Annotated in this window: 15 protein-coding genes; 10 read left to right on the plus strand and 5 right to left on the minus strand. The window is 46.3% G+C overall.

The features are described from left to right. Positions 1-8: 8 nt before the first annotated feature. The gene (locus AABK39_RS08280; protein WP_338394458.1) at positions 9-1421 is read left to right on the plus strand and encodes a sulfatase; all 1413 of its coding nucleotides are present in this window, start codon (positions 9-11) and stop codon (positions 1419-1421) included. Positions 1422-1494: 73 nt separating this feature from the next. On the opposite strand, the gene AABK39_RS08285 is transcribed toward AABK39_RS08280, so the two are convergent. The 3 genes from AABK39_RS08285 to AABK39_RS08295 are packed head-to-tail and all read right to left on the minus strand — an operon-like array spanning position 1495 to position 7052. After that, the gene (locus AABK39_RS08285) at positions 1495-5166 is read right to left on the minus strand and encodes an ATP-binding protein (protein WP_338394459.1); all 3672 of its coding nucleotides are present in this window, start codon (positions 5164-5166) and stop codon (positions 1495-1497) included. Further along, the gene (locus AABK39_RS08290; RefSeq protein WP_338394460.1) at positions 5147-5716 is read right to left on the minus strand and encodes a condensin complex protein MksE; all 570 of its coding nucleotides are present in this window, start codon (positions 5714-5716) and stop codon (positions 5147-5149) included. Before AABK39_RS08290 ends, AABK39_RS08285 begins: the two co-directional genes overlap by 20 nt. Before the next feature lie 13 nt (positions 5717-5729). Then, positions 5730-7052 (minus strand): hypothetical protein, encoded by a 1323-nt coding sequence (locus AABK39_RS08295; protein WP_338394461.1) that lies wholly within the window; start codon positions 7050-7052, stop codon positions 5730-5732. A 241-nt stretch (positions 7053-7293) separates the two neighbouring features. Here AABK39_RS08295 and AABK39_RS08300 point away from each other — a divergent pair, with 241 nt between their 5' ends. Then, complete coding sequence (locus AABK39_RS08300) at positions 7294-7962, plus strand: YceI family protein (protein WP_338394462.1); 669 nt, start codon at positions 7294-7296, stop codon at positions 7960-7962. Positions 7963-8055: 93 nt separating this feature from the next. Here the strand turns inward: AABK39_RS08300 and AABK39_RS08305 are convergent, their stop codons facing one another. After that, positions 8056-9003: a hydrogen peroxide-inducible genes activator gene (locus AABK39_RS08305; RefSeq protein WP_338394463.1), complete on the minus strand. Its 948-nt coding sequence runs from the start codon at positions 9001-9003 to the stop codon at positions 8056-8058. 731 nt (positions 9004-9734) lie between these two features. Here AABK39_RS08305 and AABK39_RS08310 point away from each other — a divergent pair. The 4 genes from AABK39_RS08310 (at position 9735) to AABK39_RS08325 (ending at position 13324) form a co-directional block, all read left to right on the plus strand. Then, positions 9735-10463 (plus strand): polysaccharide deacetylase family protein, encoded by a 729-nt coding sequence (locus AABK39_RS08310; protein WP_338394464.1) that lies wholly within the window; start codon positions 9735-9737, stop codon positions 10461-10463. 194 nt (positions 10464-10657) lie between these two features. Beyond that, positions 10658-11326: a hypothetical protein gene (locus tag AABK39_RS08315; protein WP_338394465.1), complete on the plus strand. Its 669-nt coding sequence runs from the start codon at positions 10658-10660 to the stop codon at positions 11324-11326. A gap of 59 nt (positions 11327-11385) precedes the next feature. Beyond that, the gene (locus AABK39_RS08320; protein WP_338394466.1) at positions 11386-12666 is read left to right on the plus strand and encodes a sensor histidine kinase; all 1281 of its coding nucleotides are present in this window, start codon (positions 11386-11388) and stop codon (positions 12664-12666) included. After that, positions 12629-13324 carry a response regulator transcription factor gene (locus tag AABK39_RS08325; protein WP_338394467.1) on the plus strand — a complete coding sequence of 232 codons (696 nt, stop codon included), beginning with the start codon at positions 12629-12631 and terminating at the stop codon, positions 13322-13324. The genes AABK39_RS08320 and AABK39_RS08325 overlap by 38 nt, the downstream gene beginning before the upstream one ends. 46 nt (positions 13325-13370) lie before the next feature. On the opposite strand, the gene AABK39_RS08330 is transcribed toward AABK39_RS08325, so the two are convergent. After that, positions 13371-14273: a bifunctional 5,10-methylenetetrahydrofolate dehydrogenase/5,10-methenyltetrahydrofolate cyclohydrolase gene (locus tag AABK39_RS08330; RefSeq protein WP_338394468.1), complete on the minus strand. Its 903-nt coding sequence runs from the start codon at positions 14271-14273 to the stop codon at positions 13371-13373. Between the two features lie 201 nt (positions 14274-14474). On the opposite strand from AABK39_RS08330, the gene AABK39_RS08335 reads away from it, so the two are divergent. The 4 genes from AABK39_RS08335 (at position 14475) to rpe (ending at position 19187) form a co-directional block, all read left to right on the plus strand. Continuing rightward, the gene (locus AABK39_RS08335) at positions 14475-14999 is read left to right on the plus strand and encodes a hypothetical protein (RefSeq protein WP_338394469.1); all 525 of its coding nucleotides are present in this window, start codon (positions 14475-14477) and stop codon (positions 14997-14999) included. A gap of 464 nt (positions 15000-15463) precedes the next feature. Next, positions 15464-16888 carry a thioredoxin-like domain-containing protein gene (locus AABK39_RS08340; RefSeq protein WP_338394470.1) on the plus strand — a complete coding sequence of 475 codons (1425 nt, stop codon included), beginning with the start codon at positions 15464-15466 and terminating at the stop codon, positions 16886-16888. 47 nt (positions 16889-16935) lie between these two features. After that, positions 16936-18477, plus strand: coding sequence for a M28 family peptidase (locus AABK39_RS08345; RefSeq protein WP_338394471.1), 1542 nt, complete (start codon positions 16936-16938; stop codon positions 18475-18477). A gap of 53 nt (positions 18478-18530) precedes the next feature. Next, complete coding sequence (rpe, locus tag AABK39_RS08350; protein WP_338394472.1) at positions 18531-19187, plus strand: ribulose-phosphate 3-epimerase; 657 nt, start codon at positions 18531-18533, stop codon at positions 19185-19187. Positions 19188-19244 lie beyond the last annotated feature (57 nt).

Genomic DNA, 19244 nt, shown 5'->3' on the forward strand with positions numbered 1-19244 from the left:
TGATTTTTATGTTTTCTAACACCTTTTGCAGATCGAAAAAGATGCTGGCCGCAGGCTTGTTGTTCTTGCTGACGGTAAAGCAAGGCTCGTTGAGGGCGGAGTCAGATCCGTCAAGGCCCAATATTGTGTTTATCCTTCTGGATGACATGGGGCGAAACGATTTGGGCTTTTTGGGAAGTGATTTTTACGAAACGCCCAATATCGATAAGTTGGCCTCCGAGGGAATGTTCTTCAGCAACGCTTACGCTAACGCTCCAAACTGCGCACCGTCGCGGGCCTCTATTGTTACAGGGCAATATACGCCCCGTCACGGAATCCTGACCGTGAACAGTTCGGAAAGGGGAGATGCTTCGAAGAGGAAAATCGTTCCTATCCCGAATAAAAAATCACTGAGAAAGGACGCTGTGACAATAGCCCAAGCCATGCGCAATGCGGGTTACGAAACAGGGCAGGTCGGGAAATGGCACGTAGGAAAGGACCCGCTTACCCAGGGTTTCGATTTCAACGCAGGCGGAAGCCATCGCGGTTCGCCAAGTACTTATTATAGCCCGTACAGGTTGTCGCATTTGGAGGACGGACCCAAAGGGGAATATCTGACCGACCGGCTGACGGACGAGGCTATAGGTTTCATCAAAAAGAAAAGGGACAAGCCGTTTTTCCTTTATTTGAGCCAATATGCGGTGCACACGCCGATTCATCCTCCAAAAAACCTGATCAGCAAATACAAGGCGAAGAAAAAAGGCGAAATCCACAAACATCCCGGTTATGCGGCGATGGTGGAAAACGCCGATATGAATATCGGTAGGGTTCTGAAAGTGCTGAAAGACCAAGGCATGGAAGAAAATACGATGGTTATCTTCTTTTCCGACAACGGCGGGCACGGAGTCTATACCGATATGAGCCCGATGCGCGGTAGCAAAGGGATGCTCTACGAAGGCGGAGTAAAAGAGCCGCTGATCGTAAAGTGGCCGAAGCATATCAAGAAAGGAAGCCGATGCGATACGCCGGTTATGGGCGCCGATTTCTTCCCGACTATGCTGGCCTCGGCGGGTGTGTCGCTGAAGAAATATGACATTGACGGCGTGGATCTGTCTCCGTTGTTGAAGCAAAAAGGGAAGATAGAGAAGCGTGCTTTGTATTGGCACTTCCCGGTTTATCTCCAAGGTTATAAAAAGGGAATGAATTTCCGGACTACTCCGGCGGCCTCGGTACGTTATGGAGATTACAAGCTGATCGAGTTTTTTGAGGATGGAAAGCTGGAACTTTATAACCTGAGGCAAGACGAAGGAGAAAAGTACAACCTCGCTGAGGCAAAACCGAAAATGGTGAGGAAAATGAGCAAAATGATGCGTGACTGGCGCAAGAAAGTAAGGGCGAGAGTGCCTACAAAACCAAACCCGCTTTATAAGGGCGATATTTGAGGAAACGCCTGAAAATGAAAAAGGACAAGCTCGGTTTCGGGCTTGTCCTTTTTTTGTTTTGGGCCGATGATTTTTAGCTCGCTTCGCCCACTAATTCCACAATGCGCACTTTTCCGCTTTGGCGGTGGAGTTTGTAGACGTGTTGGTAAATCAGCGGATCGTTTTCGTTTGGCGAACCGAAGATCAGGCGGATATTTTTGCTGTTAGTATATTCGATCAGTTCCCGCAGGTATCGGTCCGAAAGTTTTCCGACCTCGTCAATCATACAGTGGATCAGGTAGCTGTCGTCGGCTTTGAAAGCGTTTACTTTGAATACGTTCAGGAGCGTAATATAGATCATCGCCTTCACCAAAACGTCGGTGCCTTCCGAGCCTACGTTGCTGAGTTTTTCCACCCAGCCCGTATCGTTGTTGTTTTCCTCGATACGGAACCACAGGTTGAAGGTGTCCTCCACGGAAACCGTTTTTTTCCGCTCGTTGTCGATGGCGTTTTTCAGCTTGTTCAGAAGCTTTACGGACGCCTGGTCGATTTCCTGACTTCTGTTCTGCTTGAAGAAATCGGCTTGGGCGCTGTAGTTATTCTCCTCGGCGAAACGTTTTACGCGTTTCAGAATATTGACAATTCCGAGGTTATTTTCCCGGTAGTCAAGCTGGATGTTCTTCACAACTCCGACGAAGTTCGTGCTCTTGAAATCCTTGTTAAGCTGTTTTATCGTGGAGGAAATCTCGGAAGTTTTGCTTGAGAAATCCTTGATGTCATGAGCGATATCGGCGATCAGCTCCGAATGCATTTTTTCCAGCTGTGTCCGGGCCTGCCGTATCGACTCATTCTCGATAAACGGCCGTAGCCTGCCACGCACGAACCGTCCGAAATCGGTGTCGGTTTCGAACTGTTTCGATGTCGGGAAATTCAGGAAATTGCCTTGGCTGAAGAATCCGGTGAACTTATGGATTTTCTTCTGCATTTCGGCCACCGTTACGCTCAGGTGGTTGTAGTGGCTGGTGATAAGCCGGATAAGGCCTTTGATATCCGTCTCCGAGCTGTTTTCGCCTTCTACGTTCTCTATCTGCTCACGAAGCCTTTCGTAAGCCCCGAGGCCGGATTGTTTGAATTCCTCGTAATCTTGCGTAATCGCCACGCTGAATTCGTTGCGCTCATGGTGCAGAGCGAAGAGTTTTTCTTTGTTGGCGTCCAGTTTTTTGTTTGCTGAACGGTTTTTCTCTTCGTTGGCCACGTTCGTGTCCATCAGTTTTTTGGACACTTCGTCAAGGCGTGAACGGAAGCTGTCTTCCTTATCGAAAAGCCTTTCCTTGTTGTAGAAATATTGTTCGACAAGCTTCTCCGAATCGTCACGGATCAATCGCAATTCTTCCGAAAGCTGGTTGACTCGGGCTTCTTTTTCCCTGATTTTTTCGGGATCGAAACCTTTGCCGTCAAGCAGGTTTTCGAATTCTTCCTGAATAGCCTCTTTTTCCGAAGCCAGCTTTTTTAAGGTTTCGGCTTTCGCGTTTTCCAGTTCGGCCAAGGCCGAAACCCGCGCATTTTTCGCTTCTTCTCGCTGTTTGGCTTTCCTTTCGTCGGCGTCTTCGTAGCCTTTTCTGAGTTTGGCCGTCAGTGCGGTCAAACGGTTTTTGGCCATTTGTTCCCGCTCTTGGTCCAAAGCCAATTGGTCCAGCAACTCCTTTTTCAGGCCTACTTTTTCCCGTTCCAACTTCGCCGAAAGGCTATCCAATTCCAGTTCCAATTCCTTGGCTTGTTGTTCGGATTTTTCCCGTTCCAAACGGATTTTCTCGATCTCCCTTTTAGCCTCGGCTACTGGCGCTTGGTATTTTTCGCGAAGTTCGGCCAGCTCTTTTTCCCTTTCGGAAGCCAAAGCGTCAATCTTGCGTTTTGTCTTTTCAAGCGTGTCGGTAAGGGCGTTTACCTTTTCGGTCAGGTTTTCGAAATCCTCGTGGCTTTGCTCCACTTTTTCCAAATCCAGCGTAACGCCGAAAACGGTTTGTGATTCGTCGGAAACCTGTGGGTTTAGGTCTTTTTTGTAAAGGATTTCCGGACGGCATATTTTGCCCAAGTCAGACTTCCAGCCCGGTTTCGCCTCGTTGAGGAATTCGAGTAGGGAGCCTTTATAATTTTCTTGGCGCTTTTGAGCTTCGGCTAATTCCTTTTCCAGCTTCTCGGCTTTTTGGGCCAAAGCTTTTCTGGCGCTTTCGAAGCGTTGTTCCAAGTTATCCAGACTAAGGCCGTAAGCCGTTTCCTCAGACTTTATAACCTGCTCTTTCAGCTTAATGGCGTGCGCCGATTTTACCAGAAACTGCTTCGCTTCCTGTATTTTCTTTTTGATCGAATCCTTTTCCGGACTTTGGGCTTTGTCCCGCTCAAAATCCTTCAGGTCGTAACGGCTTTTGGAAACGGCCTCTTTGGCCTCGTCCAGTTGCTCCCCCAAGTCCTGACGGTCTTCGGCTACGGATTCGTCCAGTCTTTGCTTTCTGTTTTCCGCTTCGGAATTCGCTTTGGCCACATCCTCCGAAAAGGCGTTCTTTATGACAGAGGCCCGGTCCTCAAATTCCCGCTCGGCCCGGCTTTTTTCGATGTCCAGACGCTCGTGCTTGTTCTTGTAAAGCTGTCTTACGTCGTCGATGTCGCCAGTGGCGTCTTGCAGGTCTTTTTTCAGTCGTTCGAGCTCTTGTTCCAGCATGGACTTGTTCTCGACCCTGCGCAAAGCCTCATCGATGTTCCGGCCTTTGTATTGCTCTTTCAGCCTCGTTATCTCGTCAAGGTCGCGTTTGAGGACCGCGATTTCGGCGTTCAGTTCGTCTTTTTTCTCCGTAAAACTCTTTTCGCTTTCCTTTAGGCGGGCTTCCTCCTTATCGATCTCGGCCTTGCGGTGTTCGATGTCTTTTTCCAAGAAATCAAGCCTAGCCGTAACGTTTTTCAGCGCGAGGCCCAAGCGTCCTGCGCTTTGGTTCATTTCCGTTGCCAATGTTTCGGAACGGTCGTTCATAGCCAGAATCTCCTTGGCCAAGTCCTCGTTTTGCTCATAGGCGTCCATATCGCGGTAATCGACACGGAATTTGGCCAGTTGGCGTTCCAGAGTGGAAAGGTCAAGCGGACGAATGTCCTGCTCGAATACGGCGTCGATAATCGACTTCTTGATATGTCTGGAATCGAGTTTCGATGTCCGGAAAATATTTGAAATCAACTGCGGAATATTGGCCGTCCGCCTTTTGTTGATCCCTTCTTTGGTCTGGAAAATACTGTATTTCTTCAGCGCTTTGTTGCCGGTACTTCCGTAAAGCACGTTGCGGAAATCGGCGTAGCGTTGCAGTTCGTCAGAGAAGTTGATGCCTTTTTCCTCAAGTCGTTTCCAGATTTTTTCTTGCGAATCGGCTTTGTAGTCCGTGAGGAAAAGGTTTTTGTCGTATGGCGAGTCGATAAAGCGAAAATGCAATTTTCCGCCTTTTTTATAAACGATGATCGTATACGGCCCCGTTTCCATATTCACTTCGTAAAGCATATAGGAGCCGTCCTCGGCGAAGTAGTAGCCGGAAAACGATTTTTGGTCTTCGCGAATACCTAGCGCCCGCTTGTCGACGCTTGGATTGTAGAAAAACAGGATGGCCCGCAAGACCGTGGTTTTTCCGAATCCGTTTGATCCTACAAAGTGTATGTTGCCGTCAAGTTCCACCTCGCCGTAGGGAACCGAGGCGCTGTTGATCATGACGATTCTATTCAGGTGTCTTTTCATCGTGGATCTCAATGTCGATATGTTGAACGAGCTCTTGGAGGTAACGGTAAGAGGAGAGGACTTTGTAATCTTGCCGGTCTTCGTCCTCGCATTCGAAAAAGCCGCGGTCGGTCATGGTTTTCACCACTTTGCGCACCCTTTCGATAAAAGGAAGCTCCTCCTGCACCAAGGCTTTCAGCTGTTCGCTCAGGTTGGTGTCGGCCTTGCATTTTTGCTCAAGGTCAGAAACGCTGAAGCGGTACCCTTCGCCAAACGCTACGCTATAGTCTGAGAAGAAGGCCAGCAGATCGATATAATCGTAAAACTTCATGAGCTTCTGCTCAAGGTTGTAGCGGGTGTCCACCCGCGAGAAGTAGAAAAACGAGCTCTCGGCGTGGGGTTCCAGCCTGAAGTTTAGGGCGGAGAAATATTCGTGGAAGAATTCGAAATTTTCCTTCACGATGCCGTGCAGGCGCCTTTGGTCGTGCTTTCCGCTGTTTTCGCTCAGGAAGTTTCCCCGGCTGAGCAGTTCGAAAACCGGGGCTATATGTTTTTGCAATTGGTCTTTCATGCTTGGGGTCGGGTTAATGCGCCTCGGCCATCGCTGGCTTTTTCGTTTTGCGTTTCTTTTTCAAAGGGAGAATCACGGCGTGGCGTACCTTTTCGTAAACCTCCACATGGCCGGTGAAATCCATCTCGTCTTCGTAGAGCAAAGCCACTTTGCAAAACGCGGCGACTCTTTGCTCAAGGTCAACTTCCTGTTCGAATTCGTAATTGACGATAAAGCTGAACAGGTCCGTTCCGCTTTCGAAAAACAGGTCGCGGATCTTGGCGTAGTTGATCCGGGATTCGGTCACCGGATCGGTATCCAGCATATCCCCGCCGATCGATTCCGATTTGCGGAGGCGTTTGCGCCAGCGGTGCTCCACTTTTTCGGATACTTTCCGGACCATGTCTTGGCCGTCGTCCGAAGCCATAAATTCCAGCGACGGATTGGCGGGCATCAGTATTCGCGGCTCGAAAATCAGGGTGTTGTTGTCCTTGATCAATTCCTCCACATTGGTCCGCTTTTCCAATTCGAAAAGTTTCTTGTGCCTGCGGATTGTCTGGAGTTTTTTGAAATATTCCTGAAGGAATTCGAAACGGTTCAGGTAGCTGACGATTTCGTGGTGCAATTCCCGCAAGTTGGTTTTCGCGTCGCGCAGATATTCGTAGCGCAGGTCGGTCACCATTTTGCGGAGCATAGGATCGTTGGCCTCCTGCAGGAAAGTTTTGTTGTCCAACACGTCCTCGATCGAGGCGATGAGTTGGCGAAGCTTTCTGGCTTTTTCGTCGTGTTCCTCGATTTTGAGGCGTTTGACCTTGAGGTTTTCCTCGGTTTTATAATCGTGCTGTACGCGTTTGGAAAGCTCGATAACGTTGCGCTTGACCACCCGGCCGAGGCCGTTTAGCGAGTTTTTGAGCTTTTCGAGAATGCGTTCCTTTTCGGCCCAGTTGTCTTCGAGCATAAACATGCGGATGTTGCGGCGCATGGCGCCTATCCGCTCGTCGATCTCGTAGTTTTGGATTTCCTCGTTGATGCCCAAAAAGCGATCGAAGAAAGTCCGGAGCCTTTCGTCAAGGAAAACGGTTTCCCCGGTTTTGGCGAATACGCTTTTGGCCACCAGGCTGTTGACCAGCCGGATGTCGCCTTCGGCCAAGTGTACGAGAGTGTCGAAAGTCGCCTCGCGGTGCTTGAAGACGTAATCTATCAGTAGCCGCTCGCGTTTTCCGCCAAGCTCTCTGAGCAGGTTTTCTACGGATTGGAATGCCCGCATGCGTTGGATTGTGGTCAGGTTTAGAATAGTATTCGGAAGCTGTTTAATGGTTGCTCTCCGAATTCGATAGCCTTCAAATTTAGCAAACACTGACCGTTTTCCTAAGATAGTTTTGGGAAAAGATTTTGGAAGAAAGCGGTCGTGAGGCTTGTCCAGATCAATTTTGACTATGAGCGAATAAGAACATAAAATAGTAAGAATTATGTCGAGAGTGACGACAATAGTTTATATTTCAGATTGAAACGCAAAGTGAAATGCGCTAATACTGATCGCGTTTGGTTTGGCCGTTTCCAAAAGAGATTGACTATCAACCAACAAATTCCGATATAAAATGAAAAGGACCCTTTTTTCGCTAGCCATCGTAGGCGTGGCCTTGATGAGCTCTTGTTCGGCAAAAAAATCGACCACAAAAACTGAAGGCAAAGAACAGGCGACCGTTGTGGAAGCCAATGTGGAGGACGCCTCGGCTTTCCTTTACGAATATGACGCTTCGGCGACAAAGATCAATTGGACGGCGTACAAGACTACGGACAAAGTGGGAGTGGGCGGTTCGTTTAACAAGGCGACCGTGACTGGTGCCGTGAAATCCCAAGACCCGAAAGAAGTTATCAGGAACGTAGAGTTCACTATCCCTGTTTCGGGCACGAACACCAAGTTGGCGATGCGCGATGAGAAAATCATCAAGTTTTTCTTCGGAGCGATGACCGACACCGAAAATATCGTTGGGAAAATCGTCTCACTGGAAGACGACGGACAAGCGATGGTCAGCCTGACGCTGAACGGCGTAAGCAAAGACGTGAAAGCCACTTACAAAGTGGAAGGAGCGAGCGTAAGCTTAAAAAGTGTTTTGGACTTGAACGAGTTTAGCGGACAAGAGGCCGTAAATTCGTTGAACAAGGCCTGCGAAAAACTCCACGCTGGAAAAGACGGGGTTACTAAACTATGGCCGGAAGTTAGCATCGAAGTTTCTACGGTTTTGAAGAGCCACGCGGCTTCGTGATTTATGTAGAGACCTAATAAATAAAGAAAGCGCGACTGGCTCCGGTCGCGCTTTCTTGGTTTTACGCAAAAGATTTAAGCGAAGTCGCTTTTGTTATTTTTCCCATTCTATGATTTCACCTTGTTCCATCTGGAGCATTCGGTTCGGAATGGTGGTTTTTATAGTGTTGATCAACAAATCCAGAAGTTTCGTTTTAGCGAAATTCTTGTTATGGATCAGGCTGACTTCCCTGAACGGATGTATTGAGCCGATTGGTTTAAGGCGTTCCGGGTGATGCCTTCGAATATCGGTAGTGGCCAAGTCGGGAAGGAGAGTAGAGCCACCTTCCGTGTCGACGATTTTTTTCAATGTTTCCAAGGACCCACTTTCATATTGGAAATTGGAGTGCTTGCCTACATTCGTGTTCGAAGGACAAAGGTTGATCACCTGGTTTCTGAAACAATGGCCTTCGGCCAACAGCCAAAGCTCCTCTGTGTCGATCTCTTCGATGTCCACCTTGTTTTTGCCGATCAGTTTGTGCTTCTCGTTTACATAGAGTTTGAACTCTTCGTAAAACAGCGGAATTTCAACCCATTCTTTCCCCGAAAGCGGAGTAACCAGAAGTCCGAGGTCGATTGTGTCGCGACGAAGAGCGTCAAGAATCTGGTGCGTCATCAACTCTTTTACCTCAAGCTTCACGTTGGGGTGTTTGTTGATGAATCGTCCGACGAAATAGGGCAAAGCGTATGGGGCCAAAGTCGGGATGATGCCCAGCCTAAGCGTTCCCGAAACCTGCTCCTTGAAGTTCATGATGATGTCGTCGATCTTGCGGGCGTCGTTGATCACTTTGCGCGCTTGCGCAATAATGGCGGCGCCGGCCTCCGTCGGGACAATAGGCTGTTTGTTTCGGTCAAAAACCACCACGCCGAGCACATCCTCAAGTTTTTTGATCTGCATGCTCAGTGTCGGTTGAGTGACAAAGCATTTTTCCGCGGCGGTAACGAAGTGGCGGTAAGTGTCTACGGAAACGATGTATTCCAGTTGGGCTAAAGTAATGTTCATCGTATTTGTGAATAGCTTAAATCTATTGACTTATCAAGATTATCAATTTGATGGCGAGGGTCAATTTGATTTAATTTGTTCTGTTGCTAGATTTTAATCTTCCAATCTAAATTTAGGCAATAATATCGGCACTACCATATTGTCGTTGCAATTAGCTCGAAATCAAAAGGCCGGTCAACAATCAATCAAAACTCTAGAAAGGCACCCCCCTCATATTCGCTATGGTGTTTTTCGACATTAGGGAAACCTACTCGATCAAATAAGTTCTCCCTATCCAGAAGAAGGTGAGCCAGTGGCTCGCCTTTTTTGTTTTGTGAAGAAAAGCAAATATTATGGCTTTATGATTATAGAGTAATTGTAGTTAGAAAGGTTTTGAGATATGTGGTGAAAGCCCTGATTCGATTTCTTGCTTGAGGCAAGGGGGCTTCATACAGGAGCCCTTTATTTGTTTCTTTCTTCACGAGTCCTAAATTTGCTTTTAAATAAGGGTGCGACGTGAAACCAAAACCCTTGCTTTTTTGATGGGAAAGAATTCACTTTTTTGTTTAGTGAATTTTGAGGGAAGTGTAAGTGGCGAGATTTAGTTTAGGCTTTGTTTGCCTCAAAAGCGTCAATGTTTTGAAAACCGATTTCTACTGGATTTTCTATGTTTTACCTTCAACAAACCCAATCAATAAGGCGGTGTCGTAAGAATAATGTGTGGTTTTAAATTTATTCAAGGTTAGACTTATATGGTAACAGATCGTAATGAAGGTGAGTTGAGGGTTTTGATGTATCATCAAATAGCCAAGCCAAAGAAGGACGCTAAAATAAAAGGGTTGTTTACGACTCCGAGTCAGTTTGAGTTTCATGTTAAACACCTGACTAAAAAAGGGTATAACTTCACTACGTTTGAAGAAATCAGTAACCAAGGCCTTGATAAAAATAGAAAGAATGTGGTGCTGACTTTTGACGATGGCTCAAACTGTTTTCTTAAGAATGCCATGCCAATTTTAAGAAAATACTCTGTGCCTGCTGTTGTGTATGTTGTCGCTGGGGAGATAGGTCAAAAAGATGTTGTTTTTGAAGAAAGCTCTAACAAAACACCTATAGATTTACTGACTAAGGAAGAGTTGCGGGAACTGACAAAGGAGGGGATTGAAATAGGCTCGCACTGTGTTAATCATGTCCATTTAGCAAGAAAAACGAAGGAAGTTGTAGAGACTGAACTGATTGAATCCAAAAAAATTCTTGAAGAAGTGCTCGGAAAAAGAGTTTACTCTATTGCTTATCCTTTTGGGAATTATAATGAAGAGGTTATGGACGTAGCCCAAAAATCGGGATATGATTGGGCGGTGATGACAAAGGCGGGCAGTAATGTGGGGAGAAACCGCTTTGAATTGTTTAGAACCCCGATTCGTGGATATAAATTGAAGCACTATCTTCAATTCTATAAGACGGTGTTTGGTTTTTCAAGGTAAGTTTCAAGCCCCAAACTTGTTTTTAGCCTAACCACCTATATAAGCAGAAGAAAGTGAGGAACCTGATTAGTGTAGGCTATCTTTGAAATTCATTGATTCGTAACTATTTTCAATCTTAAATTAAAGAAGGAGAGTTTAGCCTAGCCTATTGGTTTGGGCAATGTTTTGGGTTTTGGAGTTGATCGAGATACGATATGAGCTATTTGGATATTGCCGGCGCTAGGTTTTATAATTCTACTGAGGAAAAAGGAAGGATTTTCGGAGTCGAGGAACTTTTGGAATACTTCAGGGAGTCGGTGCCAGGAACTGATGATTCCGTAGTTATGGCTACACGTTATTATTTGCGGGATTTGGTGGCCTCTGATGCGGAGATCGGCGAAAAGTCGGCGTTACTTTTTGGGAAAGACAAGCCGACATTTGTTAGGGACAGTTGCGATTCCTTTGTCGAATTTGCCAAACAGCGCGGAATTAGGGGAGTGGAAGACCGGGAGTTGTTAGAAGAACTATCTGGAAAACCGGAGGCTGAGGTAAAGTCATCAAAAAAGAAAAAAAAGGTCGGGAAGAAAAAAGATGGAGGCTTGTCGTATTGGTGGCAAGTGGAGATCGAAAGCTTCTCTGTCGCTGGACCTGTTCCAGACAAAGGGCGGGAAAGCCGATTGGACTCTGTCACTATTTTGGGTAAGGCTCTTCCGAAGATTTTGATGGACGGAAAGCTTGATCCTGTTCTTCTTCGGAAATTTCTGCAAAAGAAGCCTGAGCACGGAGACTTGGTGAGACGTTTTGTGTTTTATGTCGTCTCCAAAAACTATAACCGCTGGCGCCCGCAACTCAGAAGCTTGTTGCTGGATGAAATAAGGCCTTGATTTCGTTAATCTTTTGTTAAAAATCCCCTTGACGGGATTTTTTTTATTAGAATGAATCCATGAATCAAAGATATACGCGAATCGCACTTGTATTTGGCGTGTTGTTGGCCTTTGTCGTGTTGGTTTTCCAGGCTTTTTGGATCGGATCGGCGATCAGGGTCGAGGAAAACAAATTCGGGCAGGCTGTTACCGGAGCTTTGGTGAAAGTTGTGGCTCGGCAAAACGAAGCGGGAGGAAAAGGCGTGTCAGCCAATGGCGTTAGAAGAAATAGCGAGGGCAAGTTTCATGTGCAGTTGGAAGGAGTGCCTGACCCTGAGTTTCTGGATTTTGTGATGCATGAGGAATTCGGATTGATTGATCCGGAATTTTCGTACGAATACCGTCTTTACGATTGCCAAGGAGACAGTTTGGGGCTCGAAACTTTTTCGCAGGAGAATGAGGCGGCGGATACACTCCACTCCGATGGCCAATATTACCTTGAACTCAAGGTGAAAGAAATGCCGGCGTCACTTTCCGGTATGTTCGAGACTTTGCTGATGATTAGCGGAGGTATGGTCCTTTTTGTCGTTTTGTTGATCTTGGCGGTTTTGTTGATTATCAGGCAGGAAAAATTGTCGGCAACCCAAATCGAGTTTGTCAATAATTTGGCGCATGAACTGAAAACGCCTGTCGCTTCCGTAAAAATAGTAGCTGATGTGCTGGAAGGGCATGACGGAGTTCGGAATGACGATAGGTTGAGTAAGTATGTTAGTGTTTTGAAAAAGCAAAATGAGCGTCTTGCCAATCATGCCGAGCATATCTTGAGCCTTGCGAAGCTGGAGAAGAATGAGTTTCCGGTTTCGCCCGAGAAAATTCGTCTTAACGAAACCTTGGCGGATATCTGTGAGCAAGCGTCGGTGAAGGCCAAAGTGGCGGGAGGAACGCTGGAGTTTAAAGGGGCGGACCGTGAAGTGTCGGTTTCTGTAGACAAAAGCCATTTTGTGAATGCCGTGACCAATTTGGTTGACAATGCAATTAAATACTCAGATGGAGCTCCAGACGTAGTGGTTAGCGTAAAAGCCCGCTCCGGAGTGGTTGAGCTTACGATAAAAGATTCCGGAATAGGCATTGCCCCTGCGTTCAGGAAGAAGATATTCAGAAAGTTTTTCAGGGTTCCCACGGGTAATATTCACAATGTTAAAGGCTTCGGTTTGGGTTTGTATTACGTGTCCAAAGTTTGCGAGTCCCATGGCTGGGATATTCGGTTGGACAGCGAATTGGGAGTGGGGACAAAAGTGATATTGAAAATAAAAGGATACGATTATGCTAAAAGGCAAAAAGCCGAAAGTCCTGTTGGTTGAGGACGATGAAGATCTTGCGTTCCTTGTCGCCGACAACCTTCAGATCGAGGGTTTTGATGTCATTAGGAAAGCGGATGGGGAACAGGCATGGGAAGAATTGCGCACGAACGAGTTCGATATTTGTGTTTTTGACGTGATGTTGCCTAAGCTTGACGGTTTTGGCTTGGCCGAAAGGTTGAGAAATACGAATACAGAAGTGCCGATAATATTTTTGACAGCCAAATCGATACAGGAGGACCGTTTGAAAGGCTTACGATTAGGAGCGGACGATTATATAACCAAGCCGTTTGACATGGAGGAATTGATTCTCCGTATGAGGGTTTTTTTAAAACGAAGCGGATCGTCAAATTCCGGCAAAGACAAGTTTAAGCTCGGTAATTTGACTTTTTTGCCTTTGGACAGGGTTTTGGAATTGGGGGAGGAGCAAATGAAATTAACGGGGAAGGAATGCGAAGTTCTCAAAATCTTAAGCAAAAAAATGGGGAAGGTGGTTTCTAGAACCGAAATACTGGAAGGTGTTTGGGGGCGTGATGATTATTTTTTGGGAAGAAGTCTTGATGTTCACCTCTCCAAGCTAAGAAAACATTTGAAAGCCGACCCTTCGGTGTTGATCGAAAATGTACACGGCCTTGGTTTTCGCCTAAAGGCAGGGGAATAAAAAACGGGCGAATCACTCCGCCCGTTTTTTATCAATTTTTTCGCTATTACAGCTTGGCTTCCTGTTTCGGATAGATTTCGCCTTTTGCGCTCAAAAATGTGTTGTACAGCAAAGAAGCGATTGTCATTGGCCCAACTCCGCCTGGTACTGGCGTGATGAACGATGACTTTTCAGCGACTTCGTCAAATTTGACATCGCCTTTCAGGACGTAACCTCTTTTGCTGTTGGCATCTTCCACACGGGTAATACCGACGTCGATAATAACAGCGCCTTCCTTCACCATATCAGCTTTAAGGAATTCTGGCCAGCCCAAGGCCGCTACAATAATGTCGGCTTGGCGGGTGTGGTACGCAAGGTCTTTCGTGCGGCTGTGGGTCAAGGTAACGGTGCAGTCGCCCGGATAACCTTTTCTCGACAGCAGGATGCTCATCGGAGTTCCGACAATATCGCTTCTGCCGATAACCACGCAGTGCTTGCCTGAAGTTTCGACTTTGTATTCCTCAAGAAGCTTCATTATGCCGAATGGAGTGGCCGCAATGTAAGCGGGCTCGTTTTTCACCATTCGCCCTACGTTTACGGGGTGGAAGCCGTCCACGTCTTTTTCCGGTAGGATGCGTTGGGTTACTTTTTCAACGGAAATATGCTTTGGCAACGGAAGTTGAACGATCAGCCCGTCGATGTCCGGGTTTGCGTTGATGCTTTCCACTTCGGCCAAGAGTTCTTCTTCGCTTACGGTTTCATCGAAGGTGCGCAAAGTGGAGTCGAAGCCGACCATGCCACAGGCTTTCACTTTGCTGGCTACATAAGTTTGGCTAGCGCCGTCGGAACCCACAAGGATGGCTGCCAAGTGAGGCTTTTTTCCGCCGTTGGCTACCCAATCCGCCACTTCCACTGCGATTTGTTCCTTAAGCTTTTTCGATGTCAGTTTGCCGTCTAGGATTTGTGCCATTAGAGTATTCGTATATGGTTAGAGAATAGACCGAAGTTACGAATTTGCCCGCAAAGGCTGAATTATTAGCCCCGGTTTCGGCCTGTTTGGCCACAAAATCTATGCGTAGAATTTTTTCCGGTAAAATAAGCACTTATTTGTGCGTGGCTTTGGAACAATGCGCCAAGCTTGTTGTTGTGAGAAGAAACATAACAAAAAAAGATGAAGAGCTATCTTACCGGAACATTCTTCGCGCTGGTACTTTCGATTCCCCTAGTCTTGGTCGGTTGCTCCGACGATAATGACGGAATGTCAGCGATGCCGGACAACACGGTTCTCAACAAAGTGAATCTAAGCCATCATGCGGATGAACTGATGTTGGCTGACAAGGGTTGGGAAATCAAGGAAGTGACTAAGGAAGGCGAGGAATTTAAAAAAGCTTCTGAATATAAAGGTGCGGTTCTTGTGTTTAGGACTGACAGAAAAGTGTTGATGAATAATGAAGATTATTCTTCCGAAGGCAGTTTCAAAGTATTGCCTGATCAGCTGATCACAATCTCAGGCTTTTCCCCGTTGGAAGAGAATGAGAATAATATACTGAACAGTTTGCGTGACGCCGCTCAGGAGCCAAACGGCTTGGGAGGTGACGAAGAGGGTTGGAGGATAAGTTTCTCGCCAGACAGTAGCTATATGAAACTAAGTAACTTTAATAGTGGCTTTAGTGTAAATGCCAAAGCCGTAGAGTGATAAAGATAATTCGTTTGGGTGATTGAGATAGAGTGTGAGAGGAGCTTCCGGGTTCCTCTCTATTTTTTTGCTTAAAATTTCACATTTTCATAACGGCTTTTTTCTTCTGTTTTGTTGATTTTCATCGCCACTTCCAATTCCCAATGTTTGGGATTCGTTTTTAGGAGAAGCATTGGCGTTAAGTTTTTTTAGAAAATTAAACGTTCCATGTGATAAATTGTGATATTTGGTTTGGGATAGTTGGGCTAAAATACATTTTGTGGATGTTTATGCTTGACTAAGCAAGTTGATTGGATTTGGAGCTTTTTTGTATTTAGGTTTATCTTAACAAAATAGAGTGCGAAGCTTTGAAGTCCGGCGGTTATCTTGTCCAGATTAAACGAGGGAGATTTCCCGCAGTCAATTTTTCTGGAGTTTTGCGTTTAGGAAATACCGACGGAGTACTGGAGAGCTAAAGTGAAATTATGATGAGAACATTCTTCTTTTTGCTGTTAATGACGTTTTCGCTGTTTGCGGAGGCGCAACCCAATGAGCGTAAAGGTTATGATATTCGCCTGAAAGTGGAAGGGCTACAGGCCGATGAAGTGTATATAGGCTATCACTACGCATCGAAATCCTATATACTAGATACCGCTAAAGTTGGTGATCTGAATATTGCTCGCTTTAAAAGCGATACGACTGTATTACAGCCGGGGGTTTACTTTTTCCATCACAAAGCGCCGGATTTGTATTTGGAATTTGTGGTAGGCGATGAGGGTAGGGAGTTCTCGTTTTCGACAAAAAATGAGGACTTACTGGGGAGTCTCAAAGTAGAGGGGTCCGTCGAAAACCAGCTGTTTAAAGAGTACCAAGGTTTTATTGTAGAGAAAAATGCCGAGAAAAAAGTACTTGAAGAGGGCTTGGCCGATGTGAAAGAAGACAAGGCCGCAAGCGAAACGCTGCAAGGTGAGCTTTCGAAGCTTAACGATGAGGTTAGCGAGTATCAGCGGAATCTTTTGGAGAAGCATCCTAAAGCGATTGTTTCAGAATTGGTAAGGCTTGTTTTGCCTGTCGAATTTCCCGACGACATCAAGAAGGCTGACGAAATCAAGAGGTTTAGGTATTACAAAAAGCATTACTTCGACAATCTGGATTTGTCGAGCCCTTCTTTTCTTAGAAATCCGATGGGGATGAAGAAAGTGGAGTCTTATCTTAAGAAATATACTTATCAGCACCCCGATTCCATTTATGCCTCCGCTGAACGAATACTCGCATTGTCGAGAGCTTCCCAAGCCAACTACAGACATTTCCTGTTCTGGGCCCTTAATGACTTTCTGCGCTCAAATATTATGGGCGCTGAGAGCGGTTTCGTGAAATTGGCCGATAAACACCTTTTGGTTGATACGCCTTCATGGGCTTCGGAAGCTACGGTGAAAAAGGTTAGGGAAAGAGCGGAGGACCTAAGGCCAAATCTTATCGGAGCGGTGGCTCCAGAGCTCCATTTACTCGATTCCACGTTGAATACTCCGGTGTTTTTGGAGCAAATCCCTCAGGACTATGTAGTGTTGTATTTCTATGATCCTGACTGTGGGCATTGCAAAAAGGAATCTCCGAAGTTGTTGAAGGCCTATAACAACGGGTTGAAAGATTTGGGTGTGGAAGTGATGGCCGTGACGGTGGTTACGGATATGAAAAAATGGAAAAATTACATCGATGAGTTGGGGATGAACTGGGTGAACGCGGCGGATCCGTATGTTCAAAGCAACTTCAGGAAGCATTATGACCTTAAGACCACTCCTATAATTTACATATTGGACCGAGACCGGAAGATAATTGCCAGAAAAATTGGTGCGGAGCATGTGAAAGGATTTATCGAACACAAGATTAAAGAGGAGAAAACTAACCAATAAGCAACGACACTTACCCAATCAGTAATATCAACCTAAACTGCGAAAACATGAAGAAAGCTTTAGCCCTGGTTTTTTGTGCGCTGAGCATTGGAAGCGCCTATTCCCAAACTGGCGTTACTTCAGATTCAGTAAGATTGTCCTATGCCAAGCGAATATCTGCCGAAGATGTGAAAAAGCACGTTTTCACTTTGGCTTCGGATGAATACGTAGGGCGATATACCGGAGAAAAAGGGCAGAAGAAGGCGGCTGAATATATCCAGAACCATTTTAAGGAGTTTGGATTGGTAGGTCCTGTGAAGACTGGGGACAATCCTTATGAGCAGGGTTTTGAGTTGTATAAACTCGATTGGGGAGAAGTATTTGTAAAGTCTTCCAAAAAGGCATACGGTGGTTATGAGGATTTTGCCTTCTTTTCATTGCCAGAACTGAATGAAAAAACCGACGTCGATTGCGTATTTGCGGGCACGGAGGAAGATGCTTTGGCTGATGAATTGGACCTGAAAGGTAAAGTGGTGTTTGTCGTGACTGACAAGGACAATCCCCGTGAGGTGAGAACAGTGACCAGGGCTTTGAATAAAAAAGGTGTTAAGCTCTTGGTCGTTGTTGGTTCGGAAAATGATGAACTAACGGATTCGATGATTTCCCGTTACCGGAAATCAATAATGGATCACCCCAGGTTGTCATTCAAAAAGCCGAAGCCTAAGGAGCCGGGTAAGGATATGGGTATTGCCTTTGCCCGAAAAAATATGCTCTTGGATGTTTTTGGACTTTCCGAGAAGTCATTGGAAAAGCTAATGGCAAAGAAGGAAAGAAAGAGAAGAAAAATGCTGGCCAAGATCAAGGGACATGTATCTGTGAAGTTCGCCAGAACTATTGAGCCGGTACAAACCGAAAACGTATTGGGGTATCTGGAAGGAACTGACAAAAAGGACGAACTGCTCGTTATCTCCGCCCATTACGATCATATCGGCGTTCAGGACGGCGAGGTGTATAACGGAGCGGATGACAACGCCACTGGGACTACGGCTATTCTGGAGCTTGCCGATGCTTTTGCGAAAGCGAAAAAAGACGGCCATGGGCCTCGTAGGAGCGTTTTGTTTATTTCCTTGACGGCTGAGGAAGTAGGCCTTTTGGGTTCGAAATACTATGTGAGCGATCCGGTTTTCCCTCTTGAAAATACTGTTGTCGACCTTAATATCGACATGATCGGCAGAAGGGACAGTCGTTACGAAAACGACCCGAATTACGTTTATCTGATCGGATCGGATAAACTTTCAAAAGATTTGCACAATCTTAGCGAGAAGGTCAACCAGCGTTTCGGTGATTTGAAATTGGATTACAAGTATAATGACGAAAAAGATCCGAATAGATATTACTATCGTTCCGATCATTACAATTTTGCGAAAAATGACATTCCCGTGATTTTCTACTTCAACGGAACGCATGCCGACTACCACAGAGCTTCGGACACTCCTGATAAGATTGAGTGTGACAAAGTGGCGAAAATAACGCGCTTGGTATTCCAGACAGCTTGGGAAATCGCGAACAGGGAAGAGCGCTTAAAGCTGGATGCGGATTCGGCTCAATAGCCCGAAAGTGATTTTTGGCTATTGTTGTTTAGCTTTTTCTTATCTTTGCACGTATGAGTACAATCATTGCGCCTTCAATTCTAGCGGCGGATTTCGCGGAGTTGAAAAAGGAAGTGGAAATGGTAAACCGCAGCGAGGCCGAGTGGCTTCATGTGGACATTATGGACGGAATGTTCGTTCCGAACATGTCTTTCGGTTTGCCGGTTTGCGAAGCCATTGACCGTTACAACAAAAAGGTGATGGACGTTCACCTGATGATCGAAGAACCGGGACGTTATGTTGATGAGTTCGCCAAGCGTGGGGCGGAGTACATTACCGTTCATGTGGAGGCTTGCAAACACCTTCATCGCGACATACAGTTGATCAAAAGCTTGGGCTGCAAAGCCGGCGTGGCCTTGAACCCCCACAGCAGTGTGAGCCTGATTGAGGATGTGTTGCCGGAGTTGGACCTTGTTTTGGTCATGTCTGTTAACCCTGGATTCGGAGGGCAATCACTTATTGCCGGCACTTTCGACAAGATTCGTCGAGTAAAAGAGCTGATAAAGAAAACCGGAAGCAAGGCCCTGATCCAAGTCGACGGCGGTGTCAAAAACACAAACGCGGCGGAACTTGTGGCTGCCGGTGCCGACGTTTTGGTGGCGGGAAGCTTCGTTTTCAGCTCCGATGACCCGATCAAAACGATTGCCGACCTCAAGGCCGATTTGGCGTAAGATTTTCCAATTAAGGCATTTAGTTAGTCTTTCGGCCGGGAATAAACAGCAGTGTTC

Origin of the sequence: Fulvitalea axinellae, from assembly GCF_036492835.1 — a bacterium.
Classification (GTDB): Bacteria; Bacteroidota; Bacteroidia; order Cytophagales; family Cyclobacteriaceae; genus Fulvitalea; species Fulvitalea axinellae.